Genomic DNA, 16,801 nt, shown 5'->3' with positions numbered 1-16,801 from the left:
CCTTCCGCCGCGACAGGAGCAGCACGACCATGGCGACCTACGACTACGACCTTGTGACCATCGGCGCCGGATCCGGCGGCGTTCGCGCCAGCCGGCTTGCGGCCAGCCGCCACGGCGCCAGGGTCGCCATCGTCGAGAACAGCCGGGTCGGCGGCACCTGCGTCATGCGCGGCTGCGTGCCCAAGAAGCTGCTGGTCTACGGCGCCCACTTCGCCGAGGACTTCGAGGATGCGGCCGGCTACGGCTGGACGCTGGAGGGGGCCCGCCACGACTGGGGCGCTCTGATCGACCACAAGCAGCAGGAATTGACGCGGCTGGAAGGCGTCTATCACCGCCTGCTGCGCGACGCCGGCGTGACCCTGCTGGAGGGGCGCGGTCGCGTGGTCGATCCGCACACCGTGGAGGTCGACGGCCGTCGCGTGACGGCGGAGAGAATCCTGATCGCCGTGGGCGGCTGGCCGACCCTGCCCGATATCCCGGGCATCGAGCACGCGATCACCTCGAACGAGGCGCTGGACCTGCCGACGCGGCCGGAACGCATCGTCATCGTCGGCGGCGGCTTCATCGCGGTCGAGTTCGCCGGCATCTTCAACGCCCTCGGCTCGCGCGTGACGGAGGTCATCCGTGCCGGCCAGATCCTGCGCGGCTTTGACGAGGATCTGCGGGCCTCGCTGGCGAGCGAGATGGAGAAGAAGGGCATCCGCATCCGCCGCGAATGCCAGGTCCGCTCGATCGAAAAGCGCGCCGATGGCACCCTGTCCCTGCTGTCCGACTGCGGCGAGGAGATGGAGGCCGATGCGGTGATGTACGCCACCGGCCGGGCCCCGAACACGGCGAACCTGGGGCTGGAGGAGATCGGGGTGACCCTGGGCAAGGGCGGCGCGGTCGTGGTGGACGAATGGAACCGCTCGTCCGTCGACAGCATCTACGCTATCGGCGACGTCACCGACCGGGTGAACCTGACCCCGGTGGCGATTCGCGAGGGCATGGCCTTCGTCGCCACTGTGTTCGGCAACACACCGACCCCGGTGGACTACGGCGCCGTTCCCTCGGCTGTGTTCAGCCAGCCGCCGGTGGGCACCGTGGGCCTGACGGAGGCGGAGGCCCGCAAGCAGGAGGCCGTCGATGTGTACGTCTCGCGCTTCCGCCCCATGCGGTTCACGCTGTCCGGCCGCGACGAGAAGACGATGATGAAGCTGATCGTCTCGCGCGAGACCGACCGCGTGCTCGGCGCCCACATGGTCGGCGTGGACGCGCCGGAGATCATCCAGGGGATCGGAATCGCGATGAAGGCGGGCGCGACGAAGGCCCACTTCGACGCCACCATCGGAATCCACCCGACGGCGGCCGAGGAGTTCGTGACCATGCGGGACCCGCTGCCGGACCCGTCGTTCGAGAACACGGAATAGGTATGATCTTGGGCGCGGGACCTGCACATACGCATCGTCCGTGCGGACGGCGGCCTGAGTCGTCAGAAGGGTGTGGAACAACGCGCCCGGGTTGCCTAATGTAGAATAACTGAAACAGGGGGACGTTGACGGGTTGCGTCGACGGCCTATCGGTCCCCCGTCCAGCGGCGGTTCGGTTGCCAGGGGCTGGACCCCGAAAACCGCCCCGGTTCAAGGCCGGGACGGCGTCATCCGACCCGACGCGCCGCCGCCCGGCCCAGATCCGGAGCCGGCCCAAGACCAGGAGGAAACGCGGCGTCCCGTCCGCGTTCGAGCGCGCCCCATGGATACACTCTTTGACTCCGGCCTTCCGTCGTCCTTCCTCTCCGGCGCCAACGCGACCTACATCGCTGAGTTGTACGAGCGATACCTCGCTGATCCCGACAGCGTGGATACGGCGTGGCGGTCCTTCTTCGCGGAGCTGAGCGACGGGGCCGACGACATCCGGGCCGAGCTGCGCGGGCCGTCCTGGAACCGGCAGGACCGCGCCGTTATCGGCACGCTGGACCCGGACGCGGAGCCGGCCAAGGAGGCCCTCAAGGGCGGCGCCAAGGGGAAAGGTAAGGGCACGGCCGCGCCGGCCGAGGCCGCCCCGTCGACCGAGGCGATGCGCGCCCACACGCTCGACTCCATCCGCGCGCTGATGATGATCCGCGCCTATCGCGTGCGGGGCCATCTGGAAGCGCAGCTCGACCCCCTGGGCCTGAACGAACCGGAACCGCACCCGGAGCTGGACTACCGCAGCTACGGCTTCACGGACGCCGATCTGGATCGAGAAATCTTCATCGACAACGTGCTGGGGCTGGAATCCGCGACCCTGCGCCGGATCGTCGAGGTGGTGCGCGAAACCTATTGCGGCCACATCGGCGTCGAGTTCATGCACATCCAGTACCCGGATCAGAAGGCCTGGATCCAACGCCGGGTCGAGAGCGAGTTGAACCGCACCGCCTTCACCGACCTCGGCCGTAAGACCATCATGCAGCGGATCATCGAGGCGGAGACCTTCGAGACCTACCTGCACCGCAAGTACATCGGCACCAAGCGCTTCGGGCTGGAAGGTGCGGAAAGCACCATCCCCGCCATCGAGCAGATCCTGAAGCGCGGCAGCCAACTGGGCCTTGAGCATGTGGTCATCGGCATGGCCCACCGGGGTCGCCTGAACATCCTGACCAACGTCATGCACAAGCCGCTGGAGGCCATCTTCAGCGAGTTCGAGGGCAACGCCGCCAACCCGGAGGACGTCCAAGGCTCCGGCGACGTGAAATACCACCTCGGTACCTCGGCGGATCGCGATTTCGACGGCAAGACCATCCATGTGTCGCTGAACGCCAACCCGTCGCACCTGGAGGCCGTGGACCCCGTCGTGCTCGGCAAGGTCCGCGCCCGGCAGACCCAGATCGGGCCGGAGGGGCGGAGCCAGGCCATGGGCCTCCTGCTCCACGGCGACGCCGCCATGGCGGGGCAGGGCGTGGTGGCGGAGTGCTTCGCGCTGTCGCAGCTCATCGGATACCGCACCGGCGGCACCATCCATATCGTGGTCAACAACCAGATCGGCTTTACCACCAACCCGAAGTACGCCCGCTCCGGCCAGTACTGCACCGACATCGCCAAGATGATCCAGGCGCCGATCCTGCATGTGAACGGCGACAATCCCGAGGCCGTCGTGCACGCCGCGCGCGTGGCCATCGAATTCCGTCAGGAGTTCCATTGCGACGTGGTGCTGGACATCGTCTGCTACCGTCGCCACGGCCACAATGAAAGCGACGAGCCGGCCTTCACCCAGCCGCGCATGTACAAGCGCATCGGCGAGCATCCGACGACGCGGGAAATCTATGCCCGGCACGTGATCGACTCCGGCCTGCTGACGCAGGAGGACGTGGACGGCATGCTGAAGGACTACACGGACCGCCTGGATGCCGCGTTCAAGGTGGGAGAGACCTATCGCCCCAACCGGGCCGACTGGCTCACGGGAAGCTGGGAAGGGCTCGAGGCCGCGTTCGGCGAGGAGGAATACAAGCAATACGTCACGGCTGCCAAGCGACCGGCGCTGGAGACCGTGTTCAAGGCCATCTCCTCGCCGCCCGAAAACTTCGACCTGAACCCGAAGATCGCCCGCCAGCTCAAGGCCAAGGCCAAGATGGGCAAGACCGGTGAGGGCATCGATTGGGCCACGGCGGAGGCGCTGGCCTTCGGCACCCTGGTGTTGGAGGGCCACCCGGTTCGCCTGTCCGGCCAGGACGTCGGGCGCGGCACGTTCTCGCAACGGCACGCCGTGCTGGTGGACCAGACGGACGAGACCAAGTACTTCCCCCTCAACTCCATCCGCGAGGGGCAGGCCGAATTCAACGTGTTCGACAGCCCGCTGTCCGAATACGCGGTGCTTGGGTTCGAATACGGCTACTCCGCGCAGGACCCCATGGCGTTGGTGCTGTGGGAGGCCCAGTTCGGCGACTTCGCCAACGGCGCCCAGGTGATCTTTGACCAGTTCATCGCCGCCGCCGAATACAAGTGGCTGCGCATGTCCGGGCTGGTCGTGCTGCTGCCCCATGGCTACGAAGGCCAGGGGCCGGAGCATTCCTCGGCGCGCCTGGAGCGGTATCTGCAGTTGTGCGCTGAAGACAACATGCAGGTCTGCAACCTGACCACGCCGGCGAACTACTTCCACGCCCTGCGCCGCCAGATCCGGCGGAACTTCCGCAAGCCGCTGATCATCATGTCGCCCAAGTCGCTGCTGCGTCACAAGCTGTGCGTCAGCCCGCTGGACGCGCTGAGCGAGGGCGGCCGGTTCTATCGCGTGCTGCCCGAGACGGACGATCTGGTGCCGGATGAGGATATCCGCCGCGTCGTGCTGTGCACCGGCAAGGTGTATTACGACCTGCTTCAGGCCCGCCGCGACCAGGAGATCAAAGACGTCGCCCTGGTGCGGGTCGAGCAACTCTATCCCTGGCCCAAGGACAGCGTGCAGCGCCAGCTTAGCCGGTATCCGAAGGCCGAGGTCGTGTGGTGCCAGGAAGAGCCGGCCAACATGGGCGCCTGGGTGTTCGTCGACCGCCGCCTTCAGTACGCGCTGGAGGAGTTGCGCAACACGGCGCGGCGGGCGCACTATGCGGGACGCAAGGCGTCGGCCTCGACCGCCGCCGGTGTCGCCCGCAACCACACCCGGGAGCAGGCCCAGTTGATCGAACAGGCGCTGACCTGGTCGCTGGATGCGCTTCCGCAACCGTTCGTGCGGCCCACCGGCCTGTCGCAAGTGAACTGAGGGCGTCCGCCGCCCGGACCAGAAACCCTCGGGGTTCCTTTCCGATGTTCGATGCGCACCCGTTTCACGATCCATGGCCGGGGACCGCCGCCACGGGCGGTCCGGCACCGGACGCGCGACCACCAGACGCGCGACGACCGGGCGCCCCACCCTGGCCGCAGGGGGCGGGCCGGGTGGCCCGTCGGCCGGCTGCCGTCGGGGCGCGTCTCCATTTCACAGCACCGTCGGCGTTGGGGCGCCTCGTATAGGGGTGCCGCCGAGCGGCACAGGACAAACACCGCCGATCCATCGGCACGGGACGCACCGCCACACCGGGCCCCGGAACGCGAAGAAGGATGGAAGGAACATCGATGGCCACCGAGATCACCGTCCCCGCCCTGGGCGAATCCGTCAGCGAGGCCACCGTGGCCAAGTGGCTGAAGAAGGAAGGGGACGCGGTCGCCGCCGACGAACCCCTTGTGGAGCTGGAAACCGACAAGGTCACCGTTGAGGTGAACGCGCCGGAGGCGGGCGCGCTGTCCGAGATCGTCGCCGCCGAGGGCGCCGAGGTCGAGGTCGGTGCGCTGCTTGGCCGCATCGAGGCCGGCGCTTCCGGGGCCAAGGCCGCGCCGAAGGCCGGAAGCAAGCCGGAGCCCAAAGGCGACAAAAAGGCCGAAAGCAAGCCCGACCCGAAAGCCGAGCCCAAAGAAAAGGCGCAGCCCGCCGCGTCCGGTGGCACCGCCAATCTGGACCATCCGCTGTCGCCGGCCGTGCGCCGTCTGGTGGAGGAGCGGAGTCTGGATCCGTCCGCAATCCCCGCGACCGGCAAGGACGGTCGCCTGACCAAGGACGACGTCGTCACCTTCCTGGAACGCGGCCAGCCGGCCAAGGCCGCCGAGCCCGCGAAAAAAGCTCCGGCTGCCGCCAAGGCGCCGCGCGCGGACGATCCGCGCGAGGAGCGCGTGCCCATGAGCCGCCTGCGCCGCCGTATCGCGGAGCGCCTGAAGGAGGCCCAGAACAACGCCGCCATGCTGACCACCTTCAACGAGGTGGACATGACGGCCATCCTGAAGGTGCGCGAGCAGTACAAGGACGCCTTCGAAAAGAAGCACGGCGTCCGCCTGGGCTTCATGTCGTTCTTCATCAAGGCGGCGGTGGTCGCCCTGCGCGAGGTTCCGGCGGTCAACGCCGAGATCGACGGCACCGACATCGTCTACAAGAACTACTACGACATCGGCGTGGCCGTGGGCGGACCGCAGGGTCTGGTCGTGCCGGTGGTGCGCGACTGCGACACCAAGAGCTTCGCCGAGATCGAGGCCGACATCGCCGGCTACGGCAAGAAGGCCCGCGACGGCAGCCTGACCATGGAGGAGATGACGGGCGGTACCTTCACCATCTCCAACGGTGGGGTGTACGGATCGTTGATGTCCACGCCGATCCTGAATCCGCCGCAGTCCGCCATCCTGGGCATGCACAAGACCCAGCAGCGGCCGATGGTCATGCCGGACGGCTCCATTCAGGCGCGACCGATGATGTATCTGGCCATGAGCTACGATCACCGCATCATCGACGGCAAGGAGGCGGTCACCAGCCTGGTGCGCATGAAGGAATGCCTGGAGGATCCGCAACGGATTCTCCTCGACATGTAACGAGCCGCCCGCCGACGGGGCGTCCGGAAACGGGCGCCCCGTTGGTTCATGGGGGGCCGGGAACGGGGACACGAGGCGGACCGGCCGGGCGCGGGGGCGCCGGGCCGATCCGGACAAAGAAGTCGCAAGAGGAAGGACCTATCCGATGAGTGACAATCCGTATGATCTGGTCGTGATCGGCGGCGGCCCGGGGGGGTACGTCTGCGCCATCCGCGCGGCCCAGTTGGGCATGAAGGTCGCGTGCGTGGACATGCGCAAGACGCTGGGCGGCACCTGCCTGAACGTCGGCTGCATCCCGTCCAAGGCGCTGCTGCACAGCTCGCACCTGTTCGCGGAGGCCAAGCACGGCGCGGCCGATCACGGCATCAAGATCACCGGAACCGTGAAGGCGGACCTCGCTGCGATGATGGCGCGCAAGGACAGCGTGGTGAAGGCCAACGTGGACGGCATCGCCTACCTGTTCAAGAAGCACAAGATCGACTGGATCAGCGGCATGGGCCGCATCGACGCCGCCGGTGAAGTGGGTGTGGCCCTGCACGACGGCGGCGACATGACGCTTGTGACGGATGCCATCGTGCTGGCCACCGGCTCCGAGGTCGCGGCTCTGCCGGGCGTGGAACTGGACGGGCGCATGATCGTCGATTCCGCCGGCGCGCTCGCGCTGCCGAAGGTGCCCAAGCGCATGACCGTGATCGGCGCCGGCGTCATCGGCCTGGAGCTGGGCTCGGTCTGGAGCCGTCTCGGTGCCGAGGTGACGGTGATCGAGTACCTGGATCACGTTCTGCCCAACATGGACGCCGAGGTGCGCAAGCACACCCAGCGCATCCTCAAGAAACAGGGCCTCACCTTCCGCCTATCCACCAAGGTGACCGAGGCCAAGAAGACCAGCAAGGGCGTCTCCCTGACCGTCGAACCGGCGGCGGGCGGCGAGCCGGAAACCCTCGTCTCCGACGTCGTGCTGGTGGCCATCGGGCGCGCGCCGCACAGCCTGGGCCTCGGCCTGGACAAGAACGGCATCGAGCGGACGGAGCGTGGGTTCATCAAGGTCGATGAGCGCTACCAGACCACCGCCAAGGGCATCTACGCCATCGGCGATGTCATCGGCGGGATGATGTTGGCCCACAAGGCGGAGGAAGAGGGTGTCGCGGTCGCCGAAATCCTGGCCGGGCAGGCGGGGCATGTGAACTACGACGCCATTCCGTCCGTGGTCTACACATGGCCGGAGATCGCCGCCGTCGGCAAGACCGAGGAGCAGCTCAAGTCCGCCGGCACCGACTACAAGGTTGGATCGTTCCCGTTCACCGCGAACGGCCGGGCGCGCGCCAACAACGACACCGACGGTTTCGTGAAGATCCTGGCGGACGCCCGCACCGATCGGGTGCTCGGCTGCCATATCATTGGGCCATCGGCCGGTGACCTGATCCAGGAGGTCGTGGTCGGCATGGAGTTCGGCGCCTCCGCCGAAGACATCTTCCGCGCCAGCCATGCCCACCCGCAGCTTGGCGAGTCCATCAAGGAGGCCGCGCTGGCCGTCCACGGCCGTCCGCTGCATTTGTAAGACTGACCGCGCCGGGGACCGATCCGTTGGGATCCGGCGCGATCTGCTTTGACCCTCCTATGCGCGGGGCATGCTTCCCTCCGAAAAGGCCCGTTCCAAAAAGGATCATTCCGTGACGACCGCCGCTCCCGTCGCCGCCCCCGCTCCCGCGCCGACGGACCCCATCCCCGGGCCGGGGGCGCCCATCCGGCTTCGTCCGCACCACGTTCTGTGCATCCTGACCTTTCTGGGCAAGGGCTACACCCCGGGCTTTACGGTCAACATGAACGCGGTGGTGCGGCGGCTGGCCGCGGGTGCCGAGATCGAGGTGGTCACGGGGCCGGACGATATCTGCGCCCCCCTGCTCGTGGAGCAGGAGCAGCCGCATTGCCACCGCGAGAGCGTGACCGCCCGGGACGACCGGGCGGCCGCCGATGTCGCACGCCTGTTGCAGACCCCTATCCAGCCCGGGGCTCGCCTGGTGCTGACGGCGGAACGGCTCCGGCAGTTGCGGAACGCCTATGCGGCGGGGCCGCTGCGCGGCGCCTGTTCGGGCTGCGACTGGAGCGACCTGTGTGCCGCGGTCGCCAACGCCGGGTTTTCGGGCGCCGTGCTTCAGATACCCTGATCCGGGCCGGTCTTACCGCGTCTTGAACACGGATTCAGCGGCGGCCTTGGCGCCACCCTTGGCGTCGATGGTGGCGCGCGCCCGCGTGATTTCGGCCTCAAGCTGGGTGATGTAGTGCTCCAGGTCGCCGACCGACATCACCTCCAGGTTCGGCGGCTGGGCCAGCACCGGGCGCGGCTCCAGATCGTCGGTATCGATGGGCATGGTGTCCGACCTTCCCTATCCCGTGATGTGCGTGCGATCAGGCGCGTGACGGCGCCTTGACCGCGCCGTCGGCGTCGCGCGAGGGCACCATCAGCGTGGCCTCGCCGTCCACCACCACCGTGCCGCCCACGGTCCCCCAGGTGTGGAACGTGGCGAATTTCTTCTTCGGCACCAGCGCGGTCAGCTCCACATGCGCGCGCAGGGTATCGCCGATGCGCACCGGCGCCTTGAACGTCAGGGACTGCGACACATAGATAGAGCCCGGCCCTGGAAAGCGGGTGCCGAACAGGGCCGAGATGACGGCACCGCTGAGCATGCCGTGGGCGATGCGGCCCTTGAACAGGGTGGTGGCGGCGTATTCCTCGTCCATATGGGCGGGGTTGGTGTCGCCGGACACACCCGCGAACAGCAGGATATCCGCCTCCGTGATGGTCTTGCCCATGGAGGCCGTCTGTCCGACCGCCAAATCCTCGAAATACGTGTGTACCGGACTGTCCATGGAGCGTCCCCGTGTGCCAGCGTGCAACCAGAGCACACGGTAGAACCATTACGGTAAGGGTGCAAGGCAGGCGAGAACGCCCGCCTATTTCGCAGGCGTAATATTTCGGTTGCGCGGGTCGGCGCTTCGCCTAGACTGTCCGGCGGCGCGGGAATGTTTCGCGAGGCGGACCCCAGCCGCCACAGGACTCCGTCCGGGGATTGGACCGGGACGTCCATGTGTCGGGAGCTTTCGGGAGCGCCTCAGGCTCACCTGTGGCGTCGGGAGACCCCCATGGTACCGTCCTCGGACCGGGCGCGGCTTAGGGCCGGGAGCGCCAAGCCGGGCTCCATCCAAAGTTCCGCCCGAAGCCCAAAACCCTCCAGTCTTCTCCAGCCCGACCTTCTTCAGCGCCAGGTCGTCCTGGATGTCGGCCGCGCCTCGCTCTCGAGTCGGCGGGGGTGGTCTCCTCGGGGATCGCAAGGGTGGCGCATTCGATTACCAAAGAGAGATGCGCGGGTGCCCTGGCAGCCCGTAGGACCCATTGTGCGGGGGCTCGGCGGGTACGGCAGGATGGCCCCCACTCCCGCCGCCGCGCGGGACCTATCCGATCCGGGGCGTGCGGTCGGCACGGAGGAAGGGAATGACCGGACCGTCATGAAGGGTGCTGACCCGCGATGCGCGCGGGTTCATGGACCGCCCTGTGCGATCCTGTTGCGTATCGCACACACGGCACGCCGGACATAACGCCCGAGCGTGACTCGGCCCCTTGACGATCGGCACCCGAGAGCAAACAGTCTGGGCCAATTTCGTTCGCGTTCGCGAATTTTTCTGTGTGCGTCGCGGCAGAACGTCGCACCGGCCGCGCCACCGGATCACGCCAAAGGGGGTCCCATGACGGCCAACCAAACCCGCGCCAACCGTACCTACGACGAGATCGCCATCGGGGATGAGGCGACGGTGCGTCGTGTGTGCACGGGGCGCGATATGATCGTGTTCGCCCATGCCTCGGGGAACTACAACCCCCTCCATCTGCCGCATGCCAACCGCGACGGCGAACACGGGGTCGTGGCCCCCAGCATGTGGGTCGGCTCGCTGTTTTCGGCGGTGCTGGGGAACCTGCTGCCGGGGTTCGGGACGCTTTACCTGGGCCAGACGCTGAAGTTCCACGGCCGCGCCCATGTCGGCGATCACCTGAGCGTGCGGGTCACCGTGGTGGACAAGCGGCCGGATAACATCGTCGTGCTGTCGTGCATCGTGGTCCGCGACCCGGACGAGAACGGCGCCGGCGAAACCTTGCTGTGCGAGGGGCTGGCCGAGGTGGTCGCTCCGACGGAGGCTCAGCACATCGCCGCCGATGCCCTGCCGGACCTGTTGGTGGAAAGCCATCGCCACTTCGACGCCCTGATGCACGCCTGCGAGGGGTTGCCCCCGCTGCCGACGGCGGTGGTGGCGCCCGAGGAGGAATCGGCGCTCGCCGGGGCGTTCCTGGCTGCCGATCAGGACCTGATCGCGCCGGTTCTGGTCGGTGATGCCGCCCGGATGGCCGAGGTCGCGGCGACGATGGGCCGGACGCTGGACGGCTACGAGGTGATTGACGTGCCCGACCATCTGGCGGCCGCCGCGCGCGCCGTCGCCCTGGTGCACGAGGGGCGCGCCAAGGCGCTGATGAAGGGCCACCTGCACACCGACATCCTGCTGGGGCAGGTGACGAAGCGCGACGGCGGGCTGCGCACCGGACGGCGCATCAGCCATGTGTTCGTCATGGATGTGCCGGGGCTGGACCACCTGCTGCTGATCTCGGATTCCGCGATCAACATCGCGCCCGACCTCGACGCCAAGGTGGACATCACCCAGAACGCCATCGACGTCGGCCGCGCCCTCGGCCTGGGCACGCCGCGCGTGGGTGTGCTGTCGGCGGTGGAGACGGTCAACCCGAAGATCCCCTCCACGCTCGACGCCGCCATCCTCTCCAAAATGGCCGAGCGCGGGCAAATCAAGGGTGGCATCGTCGACGGCCCGCTGGCGATGGACAACGCCATCGACATCCACGCCGCCGAGACCAAGGGCATCACCTCGCTGGTCGCCGGCCGCGCCGAGGTGCTGATCGTCCCGAACCTGGAATCCGGCAACATGCTGGCGAAGGAACTGGCGTTCGTCGCGCACGCCGAAAGCGCCGGTCTGGTGCTGGGTGCCAAGGTTCCGCTGATGGTCACCAGTCGCGCCGACAACGACCGCGCCCGGCTGATCTCCTGCGCCGTCGCGCTGCTGTACCAATACTGGGCCTCCACGGGCTCGTCCCGTCTGGACGAGGACGCCGAGACGCCCGCGCGGCCGATGCGGGCGGCGCAGTAGCCCGCCCCCCGCACTCCCGGCCACCCCCGCCGCTCACCCCGGGTGCGGCGGCCGTGACGCGCGCCCGTGCTCTCGGGGCGCACGCGCACGGGCCGCGCCCCCCCCCGATCACTCCTGGATCGCAGGACGCCCCATGACCGATCCCCGCCATATCCTGACGCTGAACGCTGGGTCTTCGAGCCTGAAGGTGTCGCTCTGGCATCTGGGCGAGACGCCCGACGCCCTGGAGGAATTGGCCCGCGGCCAGATCGAGGGCGTGGGCGACGCGCCGCATTTCGTGCTCAAAAAACCGGATGGGACCCTGCTGGCGGAAAACAGCTGGCCGGCGGGGCAGGGGCCGGGCACGCACAAGCAGGCGCTGGACCTGATCCTCGATTGGAAGCGCGACCATGTGGGCGCTCTGGAGATCGCCGCCATCGGCCACCGCGTGGTGCATGGTGGACCGTACATCACGGAACCGACCGTGCTGGACGACGAGATCCTGACGCGGCTGGAGACCTATGTTCCGCTCGCGCCCTTGCACCAGCCGCACAACATTCGGGGTATCCAGGCGGCGCAGCATGCGTTTCCGGACGCGCTTCAGGTCGCATGCTTCGACACCGCGTTTCACCGCCGCCATCCGTGGGTCAACGACACCTATGCGCTGCCGCGCGAGTTGTACCGGGAGGGCGTGCGCCGCTACGGGTTCCACGGCCTGTCGTATGAGTATGTGGCCGGGGAACTGCGACACTTGGCGCCGGAGACTCTGAAGGGGCGCGTCGTCATCGCCCACCTCGGCAACGGTGCCAGTCTGTGCGCCATGGAGAACGGCCGCAGCATCGACTGCACCCTGGGCTTTACGGCCCTCGACGGGCTAGCCATGGGCACCCGCTGCGGCCAGCTTGATCCCGGTGTCGTCCTCTACCTGATCGAGGAAAAGGGGATGAACGCCAAGGGCATCAGCGATCTGCTGTACAAGCAGTCCGGCCTCAAGGGCCTGTCGGGGCTGAGCCACGACATGCGCACCCTGGAAGAGGTCGGCACGCCGGAGGCCCAGGGCGCCATCGCCTACTTCGTCAACCGGATCCGGCGCGAGATCGGGGCCATGGCGGCGCTGTTGGGCGGGCTCGACGCGCTGGTGTTCGCGGGCGGCATCGGGGAGAACGACGTCACCCTGCGCGCTCGGGTGTGCGAGAACTTCGAGTGGATGGGCCTGATCCTTGATCCGCTGCGCAACGGGGCGCGCGAGACCTGCGTGTCGGCCGAGACCTCCAAGGTCGGGGTGTACGTCATTCCCACCAACGAAGAGGCCATGATCGCCGCCCACACGCGCGCACTGATGACCTAACCAGAGGCGGCAAACCCTGCCATCTTGGGGCCGGACGGTCCGCGCCGGCTCGCCGTTGCGCGCGGCCTTCGGTCCGAAGGCTGGACGCCGGTGGTCGCGGCGCGTGATCCGAAAGCACACGCGCACGCGGCTGCCACCGCCAGTCTGACGTTTCGCGCCAGTAAAGAAGGCATAATATTTTTATATGTACCTATCGTGCAAACAAAAACAGACAAATTGCAGCCTTAAAACTTCGTTAATACATGGGAGTCTAACCTGGGTGCACTTTTGAATTAGTAGTGGTTTAATTGGCGGCCGTGTTCGCCTGGGCGTATCTGCGCCACCCTCTGTTTTACCACTGCATGCAGGGCGATCGAGCCGGGCATGGGCCGCGTCGCCCCACGCCGTATCGGAGAGGGGACCACCATGGCAGGCACCTGGAAATACAGCAACGGAACCGACTGGACCGACGTGAGCGCGGACGTTATCGCCGTGACCGGCGGTGCCCCCTTCGAGGCCGCGGACGATACGTTGGATGTCGTGATTGCGCGGTCGAGCGGCACGTTTTCCGAGACCGAATCAGGGCAGATTCTGTACCGGAGCGGCGGTGCCCTGGAACTGTCGACCAGTGACGGCTTGTACCTGGACTACAGCGACGCTTTTAGCGGCACGCTGACCGCGACCGGCGGTGATGCCGGCGATTCCATGGTCGGCTCGGACAACGCCGACAGCCTGAGCGGCGGCGCCGGCGCCGACACGCTGAGCGGCGGAGCCGGTAACGACAGCCTTCAGGGCGGTCTAGGCGCGGACGGGCACCGAGGCGCAAGGCGAGCTTGTCGGCCAGATCGAGGCGGTAACCGACCCAGGACCCTCAACCCAAAATAATAGTGTTCGTGCGGTCGGCCACTTCTTGGATGGCCTGGATGATACGATCGACCTTGTCATCAGGACGATGGTGCCGACGAGCCCCGGCTCGGCGCCGTCGGACGCAACGATCCACCTTAGGGGCGGGTCGTCCTCGAAAGAGGCCGTTGTCCTAGACACGACCGGGGTCCCCTCGGGAGGAGCGCACTTCCAGGCCGACGACATCGATTTCATCGCCGTCACGGGCCAGGCCACGCTCACGGGTGGCGCGGGGGACAATTACGCGACCGCCGACGACGCGGTGCAATTTATTAAACTGGGGGAAGGCGATGACACCCTCGACGGTGGCGGGGGCGACGATGAGGTGGGCTCCGAAGGCGGTGACGACATTCTGATCGGTGGGTTTGGTGACGACACCATCACCGGCGGCACCGGCTCGGATACGGCCGAGTTCGCCGGATCGTTCGCGGCGGCGGCCATCGGACGCGGCGAGACCGTCACGGTGACCGACTCCGCCACGGACGGGGGCGGTACGGACCTCATCGGCGACGACGTGGAGATTCTGGCCTTCACCGCGGATCAGGAGATGACCCTGGTCCACACCGACGGCCATGCCTCCGTCGCGGGCGTGGGCTTCGACGCGGCGTTCTACCTCGCGCAGAACGCGGATGTGGCGGCGGCGGTCGAGGCGGGTGTGTTCGCCGACGCGGCCGAGCACTTCGCGGCCTTCGGTCTGGCCGAGGGCCGGGCCGGCAACCCGGTGTTCGATGGTGCGTGGTATCTGTCCACCTACACCGACGTGGCCGACGCGGTCGCGGCGGGGGTGTTCGCCTCGCCCGACCAGCACTATGCGCTGTTCGGGGGGCAGGAGGGTCGCGATCCGGGGGCGTGGTTCGATGCCTCCGCCTACATGGACGCCAACACGGACGTGGCGACGTCGGACTTCTCCGCGCTGGAGCACTTCATCCTGCATGGTGCGGGCGAGGGGCGGGCCGGCATCGTGCTCGACACCGATCTGCTGTTGGCGTAGCGCAGAACGGCTGGACCCGGTCTCCAGGGGCACGAAACCGTCGTTGCCCCTGGACGGCCCCCCGCCGAGGTACGATGCCGCATCTCGCGTCGTCTGTTCATGCCGCCGGCTGATACACTGCGCGATCCGCGCGGACACGAAGAGGACGGATCATGGCGCTGGACACGTGGATCGCCTTTACCATCGCCTGCGTGGTCCTGACGGTGATCCCCGGCCCGAGCGTCATGCTGGTGATCGCGCAGGCGCTGACGCGGGGTCGGACGGCCGCCGTGATGTGCATCCTCGGCGACGTCGTTGGCAGCATTGTGCTGATGGGCCTGTCTTTTGCCGGCGTCGGCGCCATCCTCGCGGCCTCCGCCCTCCTGTTCCAGGTCGTCAAGTGGGCCGGCGTTCTCTACCTGGCATGGCTTGGGATCCGCCAGATCCGGGCGGCGCGGCACGACGCGCCAGACATGGCCCGCCACGCGGGGCACGCCTCGTCCTGGGGCAGCTTCTGGGCCGGAACCGTGACGGCGGTGCTGAACCCCAAGGCGATCGTGTTCTACATGGCTTTTCTTGCGCAGTTCATCGAACCACACGGCGATCTGGCGTTTCAGCTTGCGGTGCTGACGGTCACATCCAGCCTTGTCGTCGTGGTGCTGCTTGCCGGCTACGCCGTGATTGCCGAGCGGGCGGGGCGGCTCTTCGACAGCCGGCGCGCGCGCCGTCGCATGGGCTACGCCGGCGGCGGTTTCATGATCGGCGGCAGTGCGGTGATGGCGGTGACGCGCTAGCTGCCTGGGCCTCGAAGGCGCGGATCACGGCGATCATGTCCTGCTCGTGGGCGCCCATCGCCTCCGTGGCTTCGTACAGTCCGGCGCAGAGCGCCATCAGCGGATGGGCGGTGCCGGCGGCCCGTGCGGCCTCGACGACGAGCCGGCTGTTCTTCAGCACGTCCGAGATGCCGGCCTGACGGCTGAAGTCGCGGGTCCGAAGCTTGTCGACCTTCACCCGCGACACGTCACTGGCCATCGGGCCAGCGTTGAGGATATCGGCGAAGCGGTCCATGTCGAGCCCGTGGCGTGCCGCGAAATGCCCGGCTTCGGCAAGGCCGGTGACCATGGTGATCAGGAAGGTGTTGACCGCGAGCTTCATCTGCAGAGCGGCGGGTACCGCGCCGCACTCGAAGACCTGCTTGCAGATCGGCGCGAGCAGGGCGTGCATTCGGTCGACGTCGTCCGGCGCGCCCGCCACCATGCCGACGAGCTGCCCGGCCTCGGCGGGTTTGCGCGAACCCGAGACGGGGGCCTCGACATAGCGTCCGCCGGCGGCGGTGATGTCGTGGGACAGGGCGTGGGAGTACGTGGCCGAGGTCGTGCCCATCGCCACGATGCAATGCCCGGCGACGCGCCGGGAAAACGCCTCCGTTCCGCGCCCGAGCACGGCGTCGGTCGCGGCCTCGTTCTCGAGCATCAGGAGCACGGTGCCGCAGCGCGCGAACAGGTCGTCGGCGTCGGCGGCCACGGTGGCGCCGCATTCCGCCAGCGGCGCGCAGCGCGCCGCGGTCCGGTTCCAGACCACCAGCGGATGGCCGGAGCGGACAAGGTTCTGTGCCATCGGCGTGCCCATCGTGCCAAGGCCAATGAAACCGGTCGGTGGCTCTGTGTGCATGGCGTCGTCCCCCTCGCGTTTGCGTCAGTCTAGCCGTGTCCGAGGGTTCCGAAAAACGAATTAAACGCAGGCTAAAAGCCTGAAAACGGGTACGGTTGCAGGGGAATCGCATTTGAGAAATCGGGGTAGCGGTCGGGCTTGAAATGGATTCTGTAGGGGACTCCCTTGGATTAAGCGGGAGGCTCCATGTCCTGGTTGCTGGACGCATTTGCCGATGTTCCCGAACCTCGGGCGCCCAATGCCCGGCACGACCTTCTTGAGGTTCTGACGATCGCCTTGGTGGCGTCGATCTGCGGGGCGGAGGACTGCTCGGATTTCGCGGATTTCGCGGGCGACCGCGAAGGCCTGTTCCGCGAGTTTCTGACGTTGAAACACGGGATACCCAGCCACGACACTTTTTCCCGGATCTTCCGG

14 protein-coding genes are annotated in these 16,801 nt (G+C 67.5%); 11 read left to right on the top strand and 3 right to left on the bottom strand.

The features are described 5' to 3' along the window. The first annotated feature begins 29 nt into the window (after positions 1-29). The 5 genes from gor (at position 30) to GGD82_RS09455 (ending at position 8,500) form a co-directional block, all read left to right on the top strand. Entirely contained in the window at positions 30-1,409 is a 1,380-nt protein-coding gene (gor, locus tag GGD82_RS09475) for a glutathione-disulfide reductase (protein ID WP_150061609.1), read from the top strand. Positions 1,410-1,731: 322 nt separating this feature from the next. Next, complete coding sequence (locus GGD82_RS09470) at positions 1,732-4,707, top strand: 2-oxoglutarate dehydrogenase E1 component (RefSeq protein WP_150061610.1); 2,976 nt, start codon at positions 1,732-1,734, stop codon at positions 4,705-4,707. A 350-nt stretch (positions 4,708-5,057) separates the two neighbouring features. Continuing rightward, positions 5,058-6,335, top strand: coding sequence for a 2-oxoglutarate dehydrogenase complex dihydrolipoyllysine-residue succinyltransferase (gene odhB, locus GGD82_RS09465; protein ID WP_150061611.1), 1,278 nt, complete (start codon positions 5,058-5,060; stop codon positions 6,333-6,335). Between the two features lie 145 nt (positions 6,336-6,480). Further along, entirely contained in the window at positions 6,481-7,893 is a 1,413-nt protein-coding gene (gene lpdA / locus GGD82_RS09460) for a dihydrolipoyl dehydrogenase (protein ID WP_150061612.1), read from the top strand. A gap of 112 nt (positions 7,894-8,005) precedes the next feature. Beyond that, positions 8,006-8,500, top strand: coding sequence for a DUF1284 domain-containing protein (locus tag GGD82_RS09455; RefSeq protein WP_211364722.1), 495 nt, complete (start codon positions 8,006-8,008; stop codon positions 8,498-8,500). Between the two features lie 12 nt (positions 8,501-8,512). Here GGD82_RS09455 and GGD82_RS09450 read toward each other — a convergent pair whose 3' ends face one another. Both GGD82_RS09450 and GGD82_RS09445 read right to left on the bottom strand, forming a co-directional pair. Beyond that, complete coding sequence (locus GGD82_RS09450) at positions 8,513-8,704, bottom strand: DUF1192 domain-containing protein (RefSeq protein WP_221240758.1); 192 nt, start codon at positions 8,702-8,704, stop codon at positions 8,513-8,515. Positions 8,705-8,741: 37 nt separating this feature from the next. After that, complete coding sequence (locus GGD82_RS09445) at positions 8,742-9,203, bottom strand: MaoC family dehydratase (protein WP_150061614.1); 462 nt, start codon at positions 9,201-9,203, stop codon at positions 8,742-8,744. Positions 9,204-10,076: 873 nt separating this feature from the next. Here GGD82_RS09445 and GGD82_RS09440 point away from each other — a divergent pair. The 5 genes from GGD82_RS09440 (at position 10,077) to GGD82_RS09420 (ending at position 15,510) form a co-directional block, all read left to right on the top strand. Then, on the top strand, positions 10,077-11,537 hold the full coding sequence (locus GGD82_RS09440; RefSeq protein ID WP_150061615.1) for a bifunctional enoyl-CoA hydratase/phosphate acetyltransferase: 1,461 nt from the start codon (positions 10,077-10,079) through the stop codon (positions 11,535-11,537). A 133-nt stretch (positions 11,538-11,670) separates the two neighbouring features. Continuing rightward, positions 11,671-12,864, top strand: a complete 1,194-nt coding sequence (locus GGD82_RS09435) for an acetate/propionate family kinase (RefSeq protein WP_150061616.1) — start codon at positions 11,671-11,673, stop codon at positions 12,862-12,864. A gap of 405 nt (positions 12,865-13,269) precedes the next feature. Further along, entirely contained in the window at positions 13,270-13,728 is a 459-nt protein-coding gene (locus GGD82_RS09430; protein ID WP_150061617.1) for a calcium-binding protein, read from the top strand. 67 nt (positions 13,729-13,795) lie between these two features. Next, positions 13,796-14,737, top strand: a complete 942-nt coding sequence (locus GGD82_RS21415; RefSeq protein WP_150061618.1) for a hypothetical protein — start codon at positions 13,796-13,798, stop codon at positions 14,735-14,737. Between the two features lie 152 nt (positions 14,738-14,889). Next, complete coding sequence (locus GGD82_RS09420; protein ID WP_150061619.1) at positions 14,890-15,510, top strand: LysE family translocator; 621 nt, start codon at positions 14,890-14,892, stop codon at positions 15,508-15,510. Here GGD82_RS09420 and GGD82_RS09415 read toward each other — a convergent pair. After that, on the bottom strand, positions 15,470-16,387 hold the full coding sequence (locus GGD82_RS09415; protein ID WP_150061620.1) for an NAD(P)-dependent oxidoreductase: 918 nt from the start codon (positions 16,385-16,387) through the stop codon (positions 15,470-15,472). The genes GGD82_RS09420 and GGD82_RS09415 overlap by 41 nt on opposite strands. 186 nt (positions 16,388-16,573) lie before the next feature. Here GGD82_RS09415 and GGD82_RS09410 point away from each other — a divergent pair. After that, positions 16,574-16,801: transposase family protein (locus GGD82_RS09410; RefSeq protein WP_184013259.1), on the top strand; the 228-nt coding region annotated here is incomplete at its 3' end.

The organism is Roseospira marina, assembly GCF_014197855.1.
In the GTDB taxonomy this organism is placed as follows: domain Bacteria; phylum Pseudomonadota; class Alphaproteobacteria; order Rhodospirillales; family Rhodospirillaceae; genus Rhodospira; species Rhodospira marina.
The sequence above is the reverse complement of the archived record's forward strand: the minus strand, read 5'-3'. Positions and strand labels throughout refer to the sequence as shown.